Source organism: Streptomyces sp. NPDC057623, from assembly GCF_042800355.1.
GTDB lineage: Bacteria > Actinomycetota > Actinomycetes > Streptomycetales > Streptomycetaceae > Streptomyces.
On the sequence record NZ_JBHVGZ010000080.1, the window covers coordinates 14,825 to 37,398 of the forward strand.

3 protein-coding genes are annotated in these 22,574 nt (G+C 72.5%); all 3 read left to right on the forward strand.

The annotated features are described in order from the left end of the window. Positions 1–253 precede the first annotated feature (253 nt). The 3 genes from ACFU95_RS43575 to ACFU95_RS43585 are packed head-to-tail and all read left to right on the forward strand — an operon-like array spanning position 254 to position 22,574. Positions 254–553 (forward strand): acyl carrier protein, encoded by a 300-nt coding sequence (locus ACFU95_RS43575; RefSeq protein ID WP_383840851.1) that lies wholly within the window; start codon positions 254–256, stop codon positions 551–553. After that, positions 541–2,532 carry an asparagine synthase (glutamine-hydrolyzing) gene (gene asnB / locus ACFU95_RS43580; protein WP_383840854.1) on the forward strand — a complete coding sequence of 664 codons (1,992 nt, stop codon included), beginning with the start codon at positions 541–543 and terminating at the stop codon, positions 2,530–2,532. The genes ACFU95_RS43575 and asnB overlap by 13 nt, the downstream gene beginning before the upstream one ends. Beyond that, entirely contained in the window at positions 2,529–22,574 is a 20,046-nt protein-coding gene (locus tag ACFU95_RS43585) for an SDR family NAD(P)-dependent oxidoreductase (protein WP_383840857.1), read from the forward strand. The genes asnB and ACFU95_RS43585 overlap by 4 nt, the downstream gene beginning before the upstream one ends.

Below are 22,574 nucleotides of genomic sequence, written 5' to 3' on the forward strand. Positions count from 1 at the left end.
CCCGGTAGCCCGTCCCGTGCGGACCCGACCGCTGGACCGAAGGGGGGCGCGGAATTCGCTCCGGGGGACGTTTCACGGCCGTGGCCGCCCGGCTCTACTGGGTCATTGACGGCTCAGCGAAGTCTTCGCGGCCGTAGGGAGTGCAACGAGCGCTCCCGTCTGTGGCCGTGCCCGCTTCCTCCCCCCCCCGGCCCGGTCAAGAGCAATTCCCCTGCAAACCGACATGTCTCCTCGTGCTGCCAAGGAATGAGCAATGACCAGAACGGACAAGATCATCCGGTTTATCGAAGAACAGTTCCTGATCGAGTTCGGTACCGACGTGACGCCGCAGAGCGATCTCTTCAAGGACGGCATCATCGATTCCTTCGGATACATCCAGCTCATGTCGTTCCTTAAGCAGGAGTTCTCGCTGAACATAAAGAGCGAGGAGTTCCTGCTCGACGTCCCGGCCACGCTGGAGGCGATCGACAGGTTCGTGGCCGAAAGGGCTGAAAAGGCCGAAAGGGCGGACGGGAACGGCGCGCAGCAGGGAGACGTGACGTGTGCGGGATAGCCGGCTTCCTCTCCTCGTCGCTGAACGCCGGCGTCCAGCCCGGTGTCATCGCCGCGATGCTGTCGGAGATCCGGCACCGGGGGCCGGACGAGGCGGGGTACTACCTCGACGACGGCATGGCGATGGGCACCGTGAGGCTGGCGATCGTCGACCTCGCGTCCGGCGCACAGCCCATGTCGGACCCCACGCAGCGGTACTGGATCTGCTTCAACGGCGAGCTGTACAACCACATCGAGCTGCGTGAGGAACTCAGCAGACTCGGCCGGCAGTTCCGTACCCGGTCGGACACGGAGGTCGTCCTCCAGGCGTGGATCCAGTGGGGACAGGGCTGTCTGAGCCGGTTCAACGGAGCCTTCGCCTTCGCTGTGCGCGACGCGGTCGCGGACGAACTCTTCATCGCCCGCGACCGGTACGGCAAGCGGCCGCTCTTCTACACGGACCGCCCCGACGGATTCCTCTTCGCCTCGGAGATGAAGGCGTTCCGTGCCTACCCGGGCTTCCGGTTCGAACTCGACCCGCACGAGCTGAAATCGATCTTCGGGATCTGGACCCCGCTGCCGGACCGGTCCCCGTTCAAGGGCATAAGCCAGCTTCCCCCCGGCAGCCTCCTCACGATCCGTGCGGGCCGCCCCACCCTGCACACCTACGAGGAACTCGCCGTCGACGCACCGCCGTTCAGCGGTACGCCGGCCGAGGCCGCGGCGCTCGTGCGCGACACGCTGCGCACCAGCGTCGAGGTGCGGCTGCGCAGCGACGTCGAGGTCGGGGTCTATCTGAGCGGCGGCCTCGACTCGTCCATCGTGGCCAGGCTCGCGACCGACCTCTCGTCCCACGAGGTCCGCACCTTCTCCGTCGAGTTCGAGGACCGCGCCCTCGACGAGTCGAGCAGTCAGCGGACGGTCGCGCGGTACCTCGGCACACGCCACTCGTCCATCGCGATCTCGACGTCGGATGTCGTGGAGAACTTCCCGGCGGCCGTCCACCACGCCGAAGTCCCCGTGTTCCGCACCGCGCTGGTGCCGATGTACCTGCTGTCACGCCATGTGCGCGACGCCGGGATCAAGACGATCCTGAGCGGCGAGGGTGCCGACGAGGCGTTCCTCGGTTACTCGCTCTTCCGCGAGACGATGCTGCGCGCCGAGTGGAACCGGCTGTCCGCCGAGGAACGGCAGCACAAGGTCGCCGTCCTGCACCCGGAACTCGCCCACTTCGGGCCCGAGCACCGGGTCCATGTGACCGGACTGCTCAGCCAGTTCTCCGAGGAGCGGCTTGAGGGCCTGTTCTCCCACGAACTGCGCTACCAGAACGGCCGGTTCGTCCAGCGCCTGCTCAAGGACCGCGCCGAGCCGTTCGCGGACCTGCTCGCACTGGTCGGGGACACGCCCGGCTACGCCGCGCTGTCCCCGACGCAGAAGGCGCAGTGGCTGGAGTTCAAGACCCTGCTCGCCGGCTATCTGCTGTCCAGCCAGGGAGAGCGCATGGGACTCGCCCACGGCGTCGAGAACCGGTGCCCGTTCCTGGACCCGGCCGTGGTGCGGGCGGCCGCTCTGGTCAACCTGCGCTTCGACGACGGGTGGGAGGAAAAGGCCGTCCTCAAGGAGGCGTTCCGGGACGTTCTTCCCGAGGAGCCCCTCACCCGGCGCAAGCAGCCCTACCGCGCGCCGGGCAGCGCCGCCTTCCAGGAGCACCGGCCCGACTATCTGGAACTGGTGCTCTCCGAAAGGGAGCTGGCGAAGATCGACGGCATCGACCCGGTCTTCGCGAAACGGCTGGTCGACAAGGTCATGGCCACTGAGGCAGCCCAGATCAGCACGAAGGAGGATCACGCCTTCGTCCATCTGCTCTCGACCGCTGTGCTCAACCAACAGTTCGTGATGGACCGGGGAGACCACATGCGGACTTCACAGGCCGCCGAGATGAACCTGACGACAGTGATCGACCGTCGGCAGAGCGGGCTCCTCACCGGGGGGCAGCGATGAACCCGGACGGGCGGGGCCAGGCCGGCTCCGACAGCGTCGCGGTCATCGGGCTCGCGCTGCGGATGCCCGGCTCGGGCACGCTGCCGGAGTTCTACCGGCACCTGACCGAGGGCCGGTCCCTGATCTCCGAGGTGGCGCCCGAGCGGTGGTCCAAGGAGCGCTGGTTCGGCAGTCCCCGGCGCGGCGCCGAGAAGACGAACAGCGTGTGGGGCGGCTTCATCGAGCAGGCCGACTGCTTCGACGCCGCCTTCTTCAGCATCTCTCCGCGCGAGGCGGAGAGCATGGACCCCCAGCAGCGCTTCGCCCTGGAGCTGGCCTGGCACGCGATCGAGGACGCGGGCCTGCGCGCGAGCGCGCTGGCGGGGACGAGGACCGGCGTCTTCATGGGCGTCTGCCACGCGGACTACGCGGAACTGATGGAGCGGGACGGGGCGAAGACCGACGCCTACTTCCCGACCGGCACCGCGTACTCGATCATCTCCAACCGGGTCTCGTACTACTTCGACTTCCAGGGCCCCAGCATCACCAACGACACCGCGTGCTCCAGTTCGCTGGTCTCCGTCTACGAGGCGGTCACCGCCCTGCGCAACGGTGACTGCGCACTCGCCCTCGCGGGCGGGGTGAACCTGTGCTGGTCGCCCAAGCACTTCGTCGCCTTCAGCCAGGCGAGCATGTTGTCGCCCACCGGCCGCTGCCGGGCGTTCGACAAGGGCGCCGACGGATACGTCCGCGGTGAGGGCGGCGCGGTCCTCCTTCTGAAACCGCTGGCGCAGGCCGTCGCCGACGGCGACCCCGTGTACGCGGTGATCAGAGGGGCCGCCACCAACCACGGCGGTCGGACCAGTTCGCTCACCGTCACCAACCCGGCCGCCCAGGCGAACCTCATCGAGGGCCTCTACACCCGGGCGGGCATCCGCCCGGAGAGCGTGTCCTACATCGAGGCGCACGGACCCGGCACGCCTGTCGGGGATCCGATCGAGGTCATCGCGCTCAAGCGCGCCTTCCGCAACCTCCATCAGGCGCAGGGCACCGAGCCCGAGCCGGGGACCACCGGCATCGGCTCGGTCAAGACGAACATCGGGCACCTCGAAGGCGCGGCGGGAGTCGCCGGCATGACCAAGGTCATCGCCGCCCTCGCCGGCAAGGTGCTCCCCGCGACCGTCGGCTTCGAGGAGCAGAACAAGCTCATCGACCTGGACGGCAGCCCCTTCCGCATCGTGCGCGAGACCCAGCCGTGGGCCGAGCCGGCCCCGGGCCCGGACGGCACCCCAGCCCCGCGCCGGGCCGGCGTCAGCTCCTTCGGCTTCGGCGGGACCAACGCCCACGTCGTCCTGGAGGAGTACCTCCCCGACGAACGGCCGGACGCCGAGGCCGAGAAGACCGAGGCCGAGGCCGAGGGCCCGTACATCGTTCCGCTCTCCGCCCGTACCACCGAGCGGCTGCGAGAGGCGGCGCGGCAACTGCACGCGTTCCTGGCCACGTCCGACACCGACGAGCCCGCCGCCGCGCCGGTGTGGGCTCCGCGCGACCTCGCCGACATCGCGTACACCCTGCAGACCGGTCGCGAGCCGATGGCGGCACGCGTCGCCTTCGTGGTGGCGGACCTGCGGCGGCTCCTCGACGCCCTCGACCAGTTCGCGGACGGGACGCTCCCCGACACCACCGCGCACAGCCGGGCCGGGGCGCTCGACGGGGACGGCCTCGCCGGGGCGCTGGCGACCGCGACGCGGTGGGCCGAGGGCGGTGACGTGGACTGGGCCGCGCTCGTGGGACACGCGCGGGCGCGTCGCGTACGGCTGCCCACGTACCCCTTCGCGCGGGAACGCCACTGGTTCCGTACTCGCCCGGCCGACGAACAGGACGAGCAGGACACAACGGCGCCCGCGAGCAGCGTGCCGCACCCTCTCGTGCCCCGCAACACCTCCAGCCTCGACGAACACCGCTACACCGCGGTGTTCACGGGCGACGAACCGTTCCTCGACGCGCACCGGGTCCACGGCACCCGGGTCCTGCCCGCCGCCGCCCAGCTGGAGCTGGCCCGCGCGGCGGTCTCGTACGCCACCCGCCGCGACGACACGGCCGGTACGACCGTACGGCTGGAGGACACGGCCTGGCTGCGCCCGCTGGTGGTCGACGGGCGGCCCGCCGAGGTCCACGTCGTGATCACCCCCCAGGACAACGGCACCCTGGGGTACGAGATCCGCACGGGGACCGGCGCCGGGGGCGAGCGGGCCGTCGTCCACAGCCGGGGCAGCGCCTCGGTAGGGGCGTACGACGAGCCCGAACGGCTCGGCCTTGGCGCGCTGCGCGCGTCCTGCGCCACCCCGCGCGACCCGGTCGAGGCGTACGTGGCCCTGCGCGAGGCGGGTCTGGAGTACGGCCCGGCGATGCGCGGGCTCACCGAGATCCGGCTCGGGGCGGGGGAGTTGCTCGCGCGCCTGGAGCGGCCCGCGGCGGATGTCGCGGACACCGCCGTGGCGCTGCCCCCGAGCGTGCTGGACGCCGCGCTCCAGGCGTCGGTCCTCCTTCAGGCCGCCCTGGCTCCCGGGGCGGGCCGGAACCTGTCGCTGCCCTTCGCCCTCGACCGGCTCGACGTCCACGGCTCGTGTGCGGACGTGATGTGGGCCTGGGTCCGCCGCCGGGGCGGCGGCAAGGGGCTCGCCACCTTCGACATCGACCTGTGCGACGACTCCGGCACTGTCCGCGCCCGGCTGCGCGGGCTGGCCCAGCGGACCGTCGCCGAAGCGGCGGACTCGCCGCGTGTCGCACCGACCGGGGCCGGGCTCGAAGCGGTGGAATCCGGTGGGCCGCATGTCGTGGCCGCCACCTCCCGTTGGGTGGAGGCGCGGGCCGCAGCCTCGGCCGACCCGGTCACGGTGCACGGTTTCCTCACCGGACGGCCGGACACGTTCGCCGCCGAGGTCTCCGCAGCGGCGGGCGTCCCGTTCACCGTCCTGCCCGCCGTCACCCCCGACGCGATCGCGGACGGCGTCGGCGCGGTGCTGGACCTCGTCCTCGACCGGGTGCGGGACCTGCTCCGGTCGAAGCCGAAGGGGGCGCACCGTTTCCTCGTCCTCGTCGACGACCGGGTCCCACGCCGCTTCCACGCACCGCTCGTCGGCCTCTTCAGGACCCTGAACCTGGAGAACCCGTCCGTCTCCGGGCGTGTCGTACGCGTCGCCGGGTTCGGCACCGCTCAGTCCGACCGGATCGCGGATCTCGTGCGCCAGGAGGCCGCCGACACGGCCGCGTCCGACGCCGAGATCCGCCACAGTGCCGACGGCACCCGCCACGCCTGGCGCCCGGTCGACATCGAACTGAGCGCCGGGCCACAGGTCCCGCCGCTCAAGGCGGGCGGGGTCTACTGGCTGACCGGCGGCCTCGGCGGCATCGGCCGCAGCGTCGCGCGGTACTTCGCGCGGTGCGCCGGCGTCACCGTCGTCCTCAGCGGCCGTACCGAGGCCGGGGACGGCACCGGCGAGGCGCTTCGGACGCTGCGCGCGGCCGGGGTCGACGCGCACTACCTCACCGCCGATGTCGGCAGTGCGCCGGACGTGGAGCGCGCCGTCCGCGGCATCGTGCGGGAGCACGGCTCGCTGGACGGGATCGTCCACGCGGCGGGGACGCTGCGGGACGGGTACCTCCTCACCAAGGATCCGCGGGACGTGGCGGAGGTGCTGAGGCCGAAGGTGAGCGGCGTCCTCCACCTCGACTCGGCCACCCGTGACCTCCCGCTCGACTTCTTCGTGCTCTTCTCGTCTGTCGCCGGGGTGTACGGCAACGCGGGCCAGGGCGACTACGCGGCGGCCAACGCCTTCCTGGACGCCTTCGCCCACGACCGGCAGGCCCTCGTGGACGCGGGGGAGCGGACCGGCCGGACCGTGGCGGTCAGCTGGCCGCTGTGGGCGGACGGCGGGATGACGGTCGACGACGTGACCCGCGCGTCGATGCGCCGCCGGCGCGGCTGGGAGCCGCTGCCGACGGAGGACGGTCTGCACGTCCTGGGCGCCGCCCTGCTGGACACGCCGGAACACATTGTCGTCGCGTACGGCGCAAAGGCCACCCTCGCGCTGGAACGGCGCGACGAGCCCGCGCCCCGTCCGGCCGCGCCCGCCCCGGCCACGGGCGGCGTCACCGAGGACGACCTCGTGGCGCGTACGACGGAGCTGCTGAAGGACGTCCTGGGCGAGGTGCTGCACCACGACCCGGCGACGCTGAAGGCGACCGTCGGCCTCATCGACTACGGGATCGACTCGATCGGCGTGCTGGAGGCCACCGAGCGCCTCGGAGAGATCTTCGGACCGTTGCCCAAGACGCTCTTCTTCGAGTACGTCGACATCGAAGGCGTCGTCGGCTATCTGATCGAGGAGCACCGGACGACCCTCGAATCCACCTTCGGCGGCGAGGAGGAGCCGGCTGCGGAGCCGGAGCCGGAGCGCGCGGCCCCCGAACCGGCCGTCGTACGGGATGCCCCTGTCACGCCCTCGCCCGCCGCGCCCTCGCCCGCCGCCCCCGCCCCCGACGACTACCACGACATCGCGATCGTCGGCATCTCCGGCCGGTACCCCGGCGCCGACACCCTCGGCGAACTCTGGTCAGTTCTCGAAGAAGGGCGCCACTTCTTCCAGGAGGTGCCGCGCGACCGCTGGGACCACGACGCGATCTACAGCCCCGAGCGCAGTGTCCCCGGCAAGAGCGCCATCCGGACCGGAACGTTTCTCCGGGAGATCGACACCTTCGATCCCCGCTACTTCCGCATCTCGAAGCGCGACGCAGAACGCATGTCGCCCGAGGTCCGCCTCTTCCTCCAGGCCGGGGTCGAGGCGCTGGAGGACGCGGGCTACTCCCGCGAGACGATCCACCGCCAGTACGAGGGCGACGTCGGCGTGCTCGTCGGCACCATGAGCAACCACTACGGCCTCTACGGGTTCCAGAACAGCCTGACGCGCGGCGCCCCGGCCACCGGCAGCTACATGGCGACGATCCCCAATACGCTGTCGTACTTCTACGGGTTCACCGGGCCGTCGATCTTCCTGGACACGATGTGCTCGGGCTCGTCGACCTGCGTCCACCAGGCCGTGCAGATGCTCCGGGCGCGGGAGTGCAAGATGGTCGTCGCGGGAGGCGTGAACCTCCTGCTGCACCCCTACAACCTCATCACTTCCTCGCACGAGCACTTCACCACCGCCACCTCCGACGTCATCCGGAGTTTCGGGCTCGGCGCGGACGGCACGATCCTCGGCGAGGGCGTCGGCGCCGTGGTGCTCAAGCCGCTCGTCGAAGCCGAGCGCGACGGCGACCACGTCTACGCCGTCATCAAGGGCACCGCGCTCTCGAATGCCGGGGTACGCAACGGGTTCACCGTCCCGAACCCGCGGATGCAGGCCCGCGCCATCGAGAAGGCCATCGACGACTCCGGCGTCGACCCACGCACCATCACCTACGTGGAGGGCCACGGCTCCGGGACATCGCTCGGCGACCCGATCGAGGTCAGGGCGCTCACCACGGCGTTCGGCAAGCACACGCGGGACAAGCAGTTCTGCGCGCTGGGGTCGGTCAAGTCGAACATGGGCCACCTGCTGCACGCGGCCGGAATGATCGGCTTGGCGAAGGTGATCCTCCAGCTCCAGAAACGCACCCTCGTCCCCTCCCTGCACAGTGAGGAACTCAACCCGGACATCGCCTTCGAGAACACGCCCTTCCACGTGCAGCGCGAACTCACCGAGTGGAAACCGGCGGTCACGGCCGAGAACGGGGTGACGACCGTCCATCCCCGGCGCGCGGGCATCACGTCCATCGGCGCGGGCGGTATGAACTCGCACATCATCGTCGAGGAGTACGTCGCCGGGCCCGACCCCCGCACCGGTGGGCCACGAGGGGCGGAGCTGTTCGTCTTCTCCGCGATGACCGACGCCGCGCTGGAGGCCTCCCTCGCCCGGTTCCGCGACTGTCTGGCGGCGGCCGACGAGGCGGACCTGCCGTCCATCGCCCACACGCTGCGGGTCGGCAAGAACGAGCTGCCGCGCCGCTGGGCCTTCCTCGCGAAGGACCTCACCGGTGCCGTCGCGGCCGTCGACCGCTACCTCGCGGGCGACCGTGACCAGGCCGCCGCGCTCGCCGGTGCCGACCCGTCCGCCGCGACCGCACACGAACTGGCCGTCGCCTGGACCGGCGGCGGCAGCGTCGACTGGGCGCCCCTCACGGGCGAGCGTCCGCCCCGGCGGATCTCCCTGCCGGCATACCCGTTCGAGCGGGTGCGCTGCTGGACGGAGCCCGAGCCCGGAGCGCCGAGCGTCATCGCGCCGCTGGCTACGCGGGAGAAGGCGCACCCGTTCCTCGGGGCCAACCACTCCGACGTCGACGGGCTCCGGTACGGCCTGGACGTGCACCTCGACGACCTCGCCGACTACGGCTGTGCCCAGGACAAGGCGCGCGGGATCGTCCCCACCTTCGCCGTGGACCTGGCGCTCGCCGTCGGCAAGGTCTCCGGCTTCGCCAGCAGCCCGCGCGTGAGCGGCCTGCGCCTGTACGGCCCGGTCCCCTGGGCCGACACGGCACGCCTGGTCACCACCTTCACCCCGGTGGACCGCGACGCGGCCTTCGCCGTCGTGTTCCGCGAGGACGAGGCGGGGGCGCGTACGCCCGTCGCCGAGTTCGACGTCCACCCGGGCGACGGGCGGGCCGCGCCGGACGCCGTACCGGTGGCCGGGCTGCGTCGGGACGCCGTGCGCGTCCTGGACCGGGAGGAGGTGCTGGCCGAACTCGCCGAGGGAGGCATCACCCCCGAACCGCTGCGGTGCGGCGTGTCCGGCGCCTTCTGGCTGCCGGACGGGAAGCTGGTCCTCACGGTCGCCGTCCCGGAGCTCCGCCAGGACCACACGATGAGGAACGTACGGATCGCCCCGCACGTCCTCGCGGCCGTGGCCCACGGCGGCCACCTTGCCGCCAAACGGGCCGACGAGCCCGACTGGCCGCGCCGGATCCCCCGCCGGTTCGACGACGTACGCGTCGTCGACGACACGCGTGCCGCCGACGACGTGGCGTACGTGGTCCTCGACCCGCCGTCCCGGACCGGAGGTGGCCGGGTCCGGCTGGCGGACGGTGACGGCCAGGTCCTCGCCGAACTCACCGGCATCAGGTGGGGCGAGGGCGACGCGGCCCCCCAGTACACGGACGTGGAACGGAGAGGAACACCCGTGCAGGCCCCCCACATACGGACGCAGCCGTCGCCCGTACCCCCGCCGCCTCGGCAGAGCGACGACGACGCCCTCGTCGCCTTCGCGGTCGACGAACTGCGCCGGATCGCCGCTGGCATCCTCAAATTCGACACCGACGAACTGGACGCCCACACCGGCTTCGACGCCTTCGGCTTCGACTCCATATCGCTCGTCGCCTTCAGCGGGCTGATCAAGGAGTCGCTCGGCGTCGAGCTGACCCCCGTGGTCTTCTTCGACGTCAACACGCTCGCCGCTCTCGGCCGGCATGTCGTCGCCGAGTTCGAGGAGCAGGTGCGTACCACGTGGGAAGGGGCGGCTCCGGCGCCGACACCCCCGCCCCCGCCGCCGACGCCGGTCCGGGCGCCGTCCGTTGAGACGACACGTCCGCCGACGACGGCCCAGGTCCCGGCCCTTGAGACGACGCGCAGGAGCCGTACCCGGGAAGAGGACCGTCCGGCGAAGAGCGACCGGCCGACCCCCATCGCCGTCATCGGCGTTGCCGGGCGCTTCCCCCAGGCTCCCGACCTCGACGCCTACTGGTCCAACCTCGCCGAAGGCAGGGACTGCGTCACGGAGTTCCCCGTCCACCGTTACGACGCGGCCTACGTGCGTGTCGTCGAGGAGGCCGAGTTCCCGCGCCACGCGGGCGTCGTCGAGGACGCCGAGACCTTCGACGCGGAGTTCTTCCGGATCTACCCGCGCGAGGCCGAGCTGATGGACCCCCAGCACCGCCTCGCCCTGGAAACGGTCTGGAGCGCCGTCGAGGACAGCGGGTACACGCCCGGCGCCCTGCCGCGCAACACCGGCCTCTTCTTCGGCGTCTCCGGCACCGACTACGCGACCCTGCTCACCACGTACGGCGTCGAGCCGGACGCGTTCACCTCCACGGGCAACGCCCACTCCATGCTCGTCAACCGGATCTCGTACATCCTCGACATCCGGGGCCCGAGCCAGCCCGTCGACACGGCCTGCTCCAGCTCGCTCGTCGCCGTACACCGTGCGATGGAGGCCATCCGCTCCGGCTCGTGCGACATCGCGATCGCCGGCGGGGTCAACCTCCTGCTCAGCGTGGACACCTTCGTCAGCGCCGACCGGGCCGGAATGCTGAGCCCGACCGGACGGTGCCGCACCTTCGCCCGGGACGCGGACGGCTATGTGCGCGGCGAGGGCGTCGGCGCCCTCGTCCTGAAGCCGCTCGACGCGGCCGAACGGGACGGCGACGCGATCCTCGGCGTACTCGTCGGCAGCGCGGAGAACCACGGCGGGCGCGCCAACTCCCTGACGGCTCCCAACGCGGACGCCCAGGCCGACCTGGTCGGCACGGCGATGAACGGGATCGAGCCGGACACCATCGACTACATCGAGACCCACGGCACCGGCACCGCGCTCGGCGACCCTGTCGAGGTCCACGCGCTGCGCTCCGCGTTCCGGCGGCTGGGCGCCACCCCCCGCGCGGACATCGGGCTGGGCTCGGTGAAGACGAACATCGGCCACCTGGAGGCGGCCGCAGGCGTCGCCGGGCTGCTCAAGGTGCTGCTCGCCATGCGGCACGGCGTCATCCCCGCCTCGCTCCACTGCGCCGAACTCAACCCGTACCTCGAACTCGGCAAAGGGCCGTTCCGCGTCGTGCGCGAGAACGAGCCGTGGCGGCGGCGTCCCGGTCCCGGCGGCGGCCCCGCCCCCCGGCGGGCGGGGGTCAGCAGCTTCGGGTTCGGCGGTGTGAACTGCCATGTGGTCGTCGAGGAGTACGTGACGGGCAGCGCCCACGACGGCGGCTCCGACGCCGACGACACACCGGTCGTCATCCCGCTGTCGGCGCGCACCCCCGGACAACTGCGCCAGGTCGCCCGCGATCTGCTCACCCTGGAACGCACGCGCGAGCCGCTCTCTCTGCGCTCGCTCGCCTGGACCCTGCAGACCGGGCGTGAGGCGATGCGGGAGCGCGTCGGATGGGTGGTCGGCTCCCACCGGGAACTCGTCGCCCGGCTGCGCGCCTTCACCGAGGACGGCGCACACCTCGGGGACGGAGTCCGCGGCACGGTCACCCGGCGCGCCACCGACGCCCCGCCCGTCGCGCCGGACGGTGACCCCGCCCGTCTGCTCGCCCGCTGGGCCGAAGGGGACGCCGTCGACTGGCGCGCGCTGTACGGGGCGTCGACGCCCCGGCGCGTCCACCTGCCGACCTACCCGTTCGCCCGCGAGCGGTACTGGATCCCCGGCGCCGCGCCGGACCGGCCGGCCCCCTCGCGCGAAGCTCACCAGCCTGCCATCGGGACCGCGCTTCTCGTGCCCCACCGGACCCCGAAGCCCGCGCCCGCGCACGACGCGGCGGACCACGGCACGCCGCCGCGCCACGTCGTGATCCTGTGCGGAGCGCTCGCCGCCGCGCGGGAGTCCGTCGAGCGGCGGATCGAGGGTGTGCGGTGCTTCACCGCCGAGAGCGGCAAGCAGCGCCTCGACAGCCGTTTCGGGGAGGTCTCACGGCAGGTCTTCGAGAACGTGCGCGACGTCGTCGCCGAGGTGTCGGCCGACCGCACGCTCGTGCAGGTCGTGGCGCCCGTGGGCGGCGACGACACCGTCCACCTGGCTCTCGCCGGCCTGCTGCGCACCGCGGGGGCCGAGGACCCCTCGCTCACCGCACAGCTCGTCTGCCTCGACGTCTCCGGCGGGCAGGCCCCCGACGGCGCGACCGTCGCCGCCCTCGTGGCGGAGAACGCCCGCGCCGCCGCCGACGACGACCTCGTGATCCACCGGGACGACGTCCGCTCCGTCCTCACCTGGCGGCACGCCACAGTGCCGGCGGGCGACACGACGGTGCCGTGGCGCGACGGCGGCGTCTATCTGATCACCGGCGGCGCGGGCGGCATCGGTGCCGTCGTCGCCCGTGCCATCGCACGCGACGTCGCCCGTCCGACGCTCGTCCTCACCGGCCGCTCACCGCGCGACGCGCGGATCGACGCGCTCCTCGACGAGTTGCGTGCCGCCGGCGCCGCCGCCCGGTACGCGCGGGCGGACATCTCGCGTTGGGAGGAGGTACACCACCTCGTCAAGGACATCCGCGAGCGGGACACGGACCTGCACGGCATCGTCCACTGCGCGGGAGTGGTCCACGACGCGGCGCTGGTGCGCAAGACGGCGCAGGAGTGGAGCGACGTCCTTGCGCCGAAGGCCGACGGAATCGTCCATCTCGACCGCGCCGTGGGCGACGCTCCCCTTGAGTTCCTCCTGCTCTGCTCCTCCGGCTCCGCGATCACCGGCAACCCGGGACAGGCGGACTACGCCACGGCCAACGCCTTCCTGGACGCCTTCGCCCTGCTGCGGGACGCACGCGTCGCCGCCGGGGAACGTTCGGGACGCACCCTGTCGCTCGCCTGGCCGCTGTGGCGGGAGGGCGGGATGACCGTCGACGAGTCCGTACGCGCCCGTCTCTGGCAGAGCCGGGGCCTGGCACCCATGGAATCCGCGGACGGCATCGAGGCGCTTGCCAAGGCCTGGCGACTGGGCGACCAAGGACGGGTATGGGTCCACCACGGAGACCTGACCCGCGTCCCGGCGACCCCGGCCGGACCCGTCACGGAACTGCCCGCCCCGGCCCGTGCCGCCGAGCCCGCCCCGGTACGACCGGCGGACCCGGACCGCGTCGTCGGTGAGACGCTTCGCGGTCTCACCGAGATCTTCGCCCAGGTCACCAAGGTCGCGCCCGGCGCCGTCGACGGCGACGCCCCCCTCAACGCAATGGGGCTGGACTCGATCATGGTCGTGCAGCTCAACAGGGAGTTGGCCCTCACGTACGGCGAGGTCTCGAAGACGGTCTTCTACGAGTTCCCGACCCTGCGCGCGATCGCGGAACACCTGGCGCCGGAGCACGCGCCCCTCGCGTCGGAGCACGTGCCACCCGTGTCGGAACACGTGCCGCAGACCTCCGCACCCCGGCCCCTGCCCGCCGCGTCCCCCACAAAGCGGGAGCCCATCGCCGTCATCGGCATGACCGGGCGCTATCCGGGTGCCGCGGACCTCACCGAGTTCTGGGACAACCTCAAGGCCGGACGGGACCGGATCCGCGAGGTTCCGGCCGACCGCTGGCCGTTGGAGGGCTTCTACGAGCCCGCGCGCACCACCGCGATCGCGACCGGCCGCAGCTACAGCAAGTGGGGCGGCTTCCTCGACGACTTCGCCGCCTTCGACCCGCTCTTCTTCCAGATCGCCCCCCGCGACGCCTACGCGATGGACCCGCAGGAGCGTCTGTTCCTCCAGGCGGCCTGGGAGGTCCTGGAGGACGCCGGCTACACCCCCGAGGAACTCGGCGCCCGCCACGGCCACCGGGTCGGGGTCTTCGCCGGCGTCACCAAGTCCGGGCACGCCCGGCACGGCACACGCCGCCTGCCGTCCGGAGAGACGGTCGTCCCGGCCCTGTCCTTCGCGTCGCTGAGCGCCCGTACCTCCCACATCCTCGACCTGCGCGGTCCGAGCATGACCATCGACACGATGTGCTCGGCGTCCCTCACCGCGATCCACGAGGCGTGCGAGCACCTGCACCAGGGCTCCTGCGAAGCGGCCGTCGCCGGCGGGGTCAACCTGTATCTGCACCCGCTCGACTACGTGGAGCTGTGCCGCTCCAACATGCTCTCGGCGGACGGCAGGCTGCGCAGCTTCGGCAGCGGCGGCGACGGCTTCGTACCGGGTGAGGGCGTCGGCGCGGTGCTGCTCAAGCCCCTCTCGCGGGCCCTGGCCGACGGTGACCGGGTACTTGCGGTGATCCGTGGCACGAGTGTCAACCACGGTGGCCGCACCCACGGTTACACGGTGCCGAGCCCCGGCGCACAGGCCGAGCTGATCCGCGACGCGCTGGACCGCGCCGAGGTCTCCGCCCGCGACATCGGGTACGTCGAGGCGCACGGCACCGGCACCGAACTCGGTGACCCGATCGAGGTGACGGGCCTGACCCTCGCCTTCGCCGAGGACACGGACGACCGGCAGTTCTGCGCCCTCGGCTCCGTCAAGTCGTCCATCGGGCACCTCGAAGCCGCCGCCGGTGTCGCGGGGCTGGCCAAGGCCGTCCTGCAACTGCGGCACAAACAGTTCGCCCCCAGCCTGCACGCCGAGGAACTCAACCCCAACCTCGACCTGGAACGGACCCCCTTCTTCGTCCAGCGCGAGCTCGCCGACTGGCCGAGCGACCGTCCGCGCCTGGCCTCCGTCTCGTCGTTCGGAGCCGGTGGCTCGAACGCTCACGTCATCTTGGAGGAACACGTGTCTGAGTCCGCCTCCGGCCGGGCGCCGGCCCAGGCCGGAGCAGAGCAACTGGTCGTCCTGTCCGCCCGTACCCCTGAGCAACTGCGTGACTACGCCGGACGCCTGGCGGACCACCTCGACGGTGCCGGTGCGGGGGCCGACCTCGCCGACCTCGCCTTCACCCTCCAGGTCGGGCGCGTGGCCTGGGAAGAGCGCCTCGCCCTGGTCGTGACCTCGGTGCCCGAACTGCGCGCTGCGCTGCGCGCCTGCCTGGACCGGGACACGGCTGCCCCCGGGGTGTACCGGGGCACCGTCGGACGCACGCGCGGCGCCCTCGCGGAACTGACCGAGGACGAAGACCTGAGGGACCTTCTCGTGGCCCGCTGGGCCGAGGCGGGCAAGCTCTCGAAGCTCGCCGCCCTGTGGACCGAGGGCGTCGCGCTGGACTGGCCCACCCTGCACGCCTCCACCTCGCCCCGGCGGATCTCACTGCCCACGTATCCGTTCGCCCGCGACCGGTACTGGGCCGGCGACCTCGAAGCCGTGGACGCTCCCGACGTCGGTGCGGCGTCCGCCGTGCACAACGCCCTCGCCGCCCCCGCCCCCGCCCCCGCCGTCGACACGGCCCGGCCGGTGTACTCGGCACCCGCCCCGCTTGCGACGGACGTCGAGGCCGACGCCGCCGACGCCGGCCAGGCCGCGTGGCGCCCGCCGTCGCTCGACGAGCGGGTCCGCTCCGTCGTGCACGCGAAGCTGGCCGACGCGCTGGCCATGGACGAACAGGAGATCCAGAGCGGGCGCGCCTTCGCCGAGTACGGGCTCGACTCCATCCTCGGGGTCCGCTTCGTGCACGAACTCAACGAGACGCTCCGCCTCGACCTGACGACCAGCGTCATCTACGACCACAGCTCGGCCGACCGCCTCGTCGCCCACCTCCTCGACGCCCACCACGACGCCATCGCCCTCCCGGCGCCCGTCGCCGCGCCCACACCCACCCCCGAACCCGCGCCCGCGATATCGGCCCCGGTGACCGCCGCGCCGTCCGTCGTCGCCGCCGCTCCCCGCCCGGGGACGACCGGTCGCGGGCCGATCGCCATCGTCGGGATGAGCGGACGCTTCGCGGGCTCGGAGTCGCTCGACGAGCTGTGGCACCACCTCGCGCAGGGCCACGACCTCACCAGCGAGGCGACCCGCTGGCCCCTGGCCCCCGTGGACAGCGCAGGCAGGCCCCGCTGCACCCGGGGCGGCTTCCTCGACCGTATCGACGAGTTCGACCCCCTGTTCTTCAACATCTCCGGGGTCGAGGCCGCCGTCATGGACCCCCAGCAGCGGCTGCTCCTCGAAGAGTCCTGGAAGGCCCTCGAAGACGCGGGCTACGCCGGGAGCGCGATCAACGAACGTGATTGCGGTGTCTACGTCGGCTGCTGGGAGGGCGACTACCGGGCCCTCGTCGACGAGGACGCCCCGGCCCAGGCGTTCTGGGGGAACCTCGCGTCCGTCGTGCCCGGCCGGATCGCGTACTTCCTCGACCTCAAGGGACCGGCGATCGCGGTCGACACGTCCTGCTCCAGCTCCCTCGTCGCCCTCGACCTGGCCTGCAAGGACCTGTGGTCGGGGGAGACGGACATGGCACTCGCCGGAGGCGTCTACGTCCAGAGCACCCCGCGCCTGTTCGACCTCGCGGGCCGCGCCAACATGCTCTCGCCGACCGGCGGTTGCCGCGCCTTCGACCACCGCGCCGACGGCTTCGTACCCGGCGAGGGGGTCGGCGTCCTGGTCCTGAAGCGGCTCGCGGACGCCCTCGCGGACGGCGACCACGTCCACGGCGTGATCCGCGCGTCCGGCACCAACCACGACGGCGCCACCAACGGCATCACCGCGCCCAGCTCGGTCTCGCAGGAGCGGCTGCTGAGCGAGGTGTACGACCGGTTCGGCGTCGGCGTCGAGACGATCCAGCTCGTCGAGGCGCACGGCACCGGCACGAAGCTGGGCGACCCGATCGAGTTCCAGGCGCTGACCCGCGCGTTCCGCAAGGACACCGACAAGACCGGCTACTGCGCCCTCGGCTCGGTCAAGACGAACCTCGGCCACACCCAGTACGCGGCCGGAGTCGCCGGCGTCTTCAAGGTGCTGCTCGGCATGAAGCACGAGCAGATCCCCGCCTCCCTGCACTTCGAGAAGAACAACGAGGCCGTCCAGCTCGACGGCAGCCCGTTCTACCTGAACACACGTACCCAATCGTGGCCCGCCCCCGTGAGCGGTCCGCGCCGGGGCGTCGTCAGCTCCTTCGGCGCGAGCGGGACGAACGCCCACGTCGTCCTGGAGGAGCCGCCGGCGCAGACCGCCTCGCGCACGCCCGCCCCGGCCCACCTCGTCGTGCTGTCGGCGCGCTCGCGGGAGCAACTCGCCCAGCAGGCCGCCCGCCTGGCCGCGCACTGCCGTCAGGAGACCGCGCGCGACTGCGGCGACATCGCCTGGACCCTCGCCGTCGGCCGCGCCCACTTCACGCACCGCTTCGCCTGCGTCGTACGAGACCGTGAGGATCTGATCCAGGTCCTGGAACAGGGCCTCGGCGGACCGCGCGCCCTGACGGGCGAGGCCAAGGCGTCCCCCGCACCGGCCACCGCCCCCACGGACCTCACCGCACTCGCCGAACTCTTCGTACGGGGCACGGAGATCGACTTCGCGCGCCTCCTCCCCGGCACGAGCCACGGCCGGCGCCGGGTCCCCCTGCCCACGTATCCCTTCGCCCGCGAGAGCCACTGGGCGACAGGGGCACCGCCGACCGCACCGACGGCGATCACGTCGGCGACGGCTCCCGCAGCCCCCGTCACCCCCACCCACCCCCACCTGACCGACCTGACCCCCGTCCCCGGTGCCCCCGGCACCCTGAAGGGCACCGTCCGGCTCACCGGTGACGAGCGCCTCCTGCGCGATCACCTGGTGCGCGGCGGACGTGTCCTGCCCGGTGTGGTGCACCTGGAACTCGCACGTGAGGCCGCCGCCCGAGCCCTCGGCACGGACCCCGCGGCCGGCCTCAGGATGCGCGACGTCACCTGGGTGCGCCCGCTGGCCGTCGGCGGCCGGATGGACGTGGAGGTCGTGGTACGGCCGGACGGCGAAGGCGTCGCCTTCACGATCGGGTCCCCGGCGTCCGACGCGGGCTCCTACAGCGAGGGCCGCGTGCTGCCGTCCACCGACTCGCCCCCGGCCCCCGTCGACCTCACCGCGCTGCGCGCCGCCTGCCCGGTCCGCGTACCGGGTACCCGGATCGCCGAGGCGCTGGTCGCGGCGGGTATCACCCACGGGCCGTCGCTCCGCGCGATCGACGAGGCGTACGTCGGTGACGGCACCGTCGTCGCCCGCCTCCGCGCGCCCTCCGGCGAGCCGTCCCCGTACGTCCTGCACCCCGCGCTGACGGACTCGGCGATCCAGGCGTCCACGGCGCTGACGCTCGACGGCGACGCGGGCGAGGTCATGGTGCCGTTCGCCCTGGACACGCTGGAGCTCTTCGGTACCTGCGAGGAGACGATGTGGGCCGTGGTCCGCGTCGCGGCCCCGCAGCGGGCGGCGGGCGCGCTCAGCCGGCTCGACATCGACCTCGTCGACGAGCGGGGAGGGGTCCGGGTCCGGATGACCGGCTACACCTCGCGCGCCGTTCCCGAGTCCGCCCCGTCCCTCTTCACCCCGACATGGGAGCCGGTGCCGGCCGGTGAGCTGGGCGAGGCCCCCGCGTCCGACCAGGACCGGGTGCTCGTGGTCGGCGCCTCGGACGAGCAGTTCGCCGAGATCTCCCGGCGCTGGACGCGGGCCCGGGCCTGGCGTCTCGCGCCGAGCGCCTCGGCCGAGGAGAACGCCGCCGTGCTGACGGCCACGGGTGAGATCGACCACCTGCTGTGGATCGCCCCGGACACCGCCCCGCACGTGACGGACGCCGCTGGCTTCGTCGCCGCCCAAGAGGATGGTGTGATCGCGGCGTTCCGCATGGTCAAGGCGCTGCTGCGGGCCGGCGGCGACGCCCGGTCCCTCGGCGTCACGCTGGTCACCCGGCGCGCCCTCGCCACGTACGCGGGTGAGGCGACCCGGCCCGCCCACGCGGCCCTGCACGGCCTGTTCGGGTCGCTGGAGCGCGAGTACGGCCACTGGACCGTCCGCCGCGTCGACCTCGACGAGACGGCGGAACTCGCCGACATCCCGGCCCGCACCTCCGGCGGCACCTGGGCGCGACGCTCGGGCCAGTGGCTGCGTCAGCGGCTCGTGCCGTCGGCCTCGGCCCACCTGGAGACGGTCCCGTACCGGGAGGGCGGCGTGTACGTCGTCATCGGCGGCGCGGGCGGCCTCGGCGAGGCGTGGACGCGGCACGTCACGGAGAACCACGGCGCCCGCGTGGTGTGGCTCGGCCGCCGGCCTCAGGACGCCTCCATCGAGGCACGCCTGCACGCCGTACGAGGGCGCGGGGAGGTCCGTTACCTCTCGGCCGACGCCACCGACCCCGAGGCGCTGCGCACGGCCTACGAGGAGATCAGGGCCCGCTACGGGCGGATCCACGGCGTCGTCCACTCGGTGCTCGTGCTGCGCGACCGGGGCCTGGCCAACATGGAGGAGACCGACTTCCGCGCCGCGCTGGCGGCGAAGGTCGACACGAGCGTCGGCATGGCCCAGGTCTTCGACCGGGAACAACTCGACTTCATCCTCTTCTTCTCCTCCCTCCAGTCGTTCGTGACGGCGGCCGGGCAGAGCAACTACGCGGCCGGCTGCGCCTTCGCCGATGCCTACGCGCACCTGCTGGGCCGGCAACTCAACTGCCCCGTCAGGGTGATGAACTGGGGCTGGTGGGGCTCGGTCGGCAGCGTCGCCTCCGCGTTCCACGGGCAGAGCATGGCCCGCTGGGGGCTGAAGTCGATCGAGCCGCCGGAGGCCATGGCCGCGCTCGGCACCCTGCTCTCCGGCCCGCAGCCGCAGGTGAGCTTCGTCAAGCTGACCGACCCGCAGGCCATCGAACCGATCGACCCGACCCTGCGGACGACGGTGTACGCGCGGGCGTCCGTCGGCGTCGCGCCCGAGGCGGTCGCCGCCGGGGCGGAGCGGGCCGGTGGCGACGAGCGGCTCCTGCGCGGCGTGGCCGACTGGCGCCGCACCGAACGCGACCCGCTGCTCGCCCAGTTGATCCGCGGCCATCTGGAGGCGCTCGGCGTCGTCCGGGCCGGTGAGCCCGCGCCGACCGACCTCGCCGTCCTGCGCGCCCGCGGAGGCATCGACGAACGGTACACCGCCTGGCTCGCCCACTCCCTGCGCGTCATGCCGCACTACGGTCCGCCCCTCGATGTCCTTCAGGAGCAGTGGGCCAAGGAGTGCGCGCGGTGGTCGGTCGACCCCGACAAGGCGGCCGAACTCGCCCTCGTCGACGCCACGTTGAAGGCGCTGCCCGCCATCCTCACCGGCCGCACCCCGGCGACGGACGTCATGTTCCCGCGCGGCTCCGTCGAACTCGTCGAGGGCTGCTACCGCAACAACCGGGTCGCCGACTCCTTCAACCACACCATGGCCGCAGCCGCCTCCGGCATCGTCGCGGAGCTGCTGCGCCAGGATCCGGGCACCCGGATCCGGGTCCTGGAGATCGGAGCGGGTACCGGCGGCACCAGTGTCGGCATGTTCGCCGCGCTGCGTCCGTACCAGGACAGCATCGAGACGTACACGTACACCGATCTGTCGAAGGCGTTCCTGAACCGTGCCCAGGCCCGGTACGGCCCTGACGCCCCCTATCTCGACTGCCGGCGCTTCGACGTCGAGCAGCCGCTCGCGCAGCAGGGCATCGAGGCGGGCAGCTACCACCTCGTCATCGCCGCCAACGTCCTGCACGCGACGCGCGACATGCGCAACACCCTGCGCAACGCCAAGGCCGCGATGCGGGACAGGGGGTGGCTGCTGCTGAACGAGCTGACCGCCTTCGACGTGTTCAGTCACCTCACGTTCGGGCTGCTCGAAGGCTGGTGGCTCGCCGAGGACGTGCCCCTGCGCGTCCCGGGCTCACCCGCGCTGGCGCCGGACGCGTGGCGAGAGGTGCTGCGCGGCGAAGGATTCTCCTCGGTCGTCTCCCTCCTGCCGTCCGCCCGTGACCTGGGCCAGCAGATCATCGCCGCCGAGGGCGACGGCATCGCGCGCCAGCGGGTCGCGGCCCCGGTACGCCCGGCCCCCACAGCGCCGGTACGCCCGGCTGCCGCACCGCCGCAGCAGGCGATGGACGCTCCCGCGTTCCCGTCCCCGTCCCCGTCCGCGGCCCCGTCCCCGTCTCCGGCCCCGGCCCTGTCTCCGTCTCCGGCCCCGGCCCTGTCTCCGGCCCTGTCTCCGGTCCCGTCTCCGGTCCCGGTCTGGTCTCCGCCCTCGGCCCTGTCTCCGGTCTCGGTCCCGGCCCTGTCTCCGGCCCCGGCCCCGGCCCTGTCTCCGGTTCCGGCCGACACGCGTGCCGCCCTCTTGGCCGCCTATCTCACGGACAAGGCGGCGGAAACGCTGAGGGTTCCCGCCGAGAAGATCGAACCCGCGACGTCCTTCACCGCGTACGGGATGGACTCGATCCTCGTCCTCCAGTTCACCAACGCGCTCCGGCAGGACCTGGGCGAGCTGTCGTCGACCCTGCTCTTCGAGGAGGACTCGGTCGGCAGACTCGGCGCACACCTCCTGGAGAACCGTGCCGAAGAGGTGGACGCGCTGGTCGCCGCACTGCGGCCGGAGCCCGTGCGGTACGAGGGAACCGTCAGTGCTGCGGATCCGTCCCTCGGCACGCTGTTCCACGCGGCCGTGCGGTCGGTGCCCCCGGCCCAGGGCGGCGCCCTGCTGAAGGCCGCCGCGCGGTTGCGGCCCGACTTCGCGTCGGGAGCGGCCGGTGAGGAGCCGGAGACCCTGTATCTGGCCGAAGGTACGAACGAGGTGGGCCTGGTCTGTCTGCCCTCCCTCATCGCCCCCACAGGCGCGCACCAGTACCTCAGGCTCGCCATCGCCCTGCGCGGCCAGCGCTCCGTCTGGGCGACCGGTATGCCCGGCTACGGGACGGGCAAGCCGCTGCCGCAGAGCTTGGACGCGGCGGTGGACCTCCAGGTCGCGGCCCTGCGACGGCGCTTCGCCGGACGGCCGTTCGCCCTGGTGGCGTACTCGTCGGGCGGCTGGCCGGCGCACGAGATCGTACGGCGGCTGGAGGCCGAGGGCACCCCGCCGGCCGCGCTGGTGCTGCTCGACTCACCCGCGCGGGCCGGTGAGGCGCCGGCCGACGGCATGATCACGATCTCCCGCTGGCTGGCCGACAGGTTCCCGCAGCTGCCCGTCGACGACGAACAGCTCACCGCGATGGCCCGGTACGCGGAACTCTTCGACGGCTGGACCCCGCAGCCGGTGTCCACTCCCACCTTGTTCGTGGCCCCGGCCTCGACGGAAGCCCTCTCCGAAGTGCTCGGCGACAGCTCCCGGCAGCTGTGGCGTCCCCACTGGCCGCTGGAGCACACCAGGCTGGAGGTTCCCGGGAACCACTTCACCCTGCTGGAGGAGCACGCCGAGTCCACCGCGCTCGCCGTCCACCGATGGCTGGTCCAGCAGCTCGGCTGA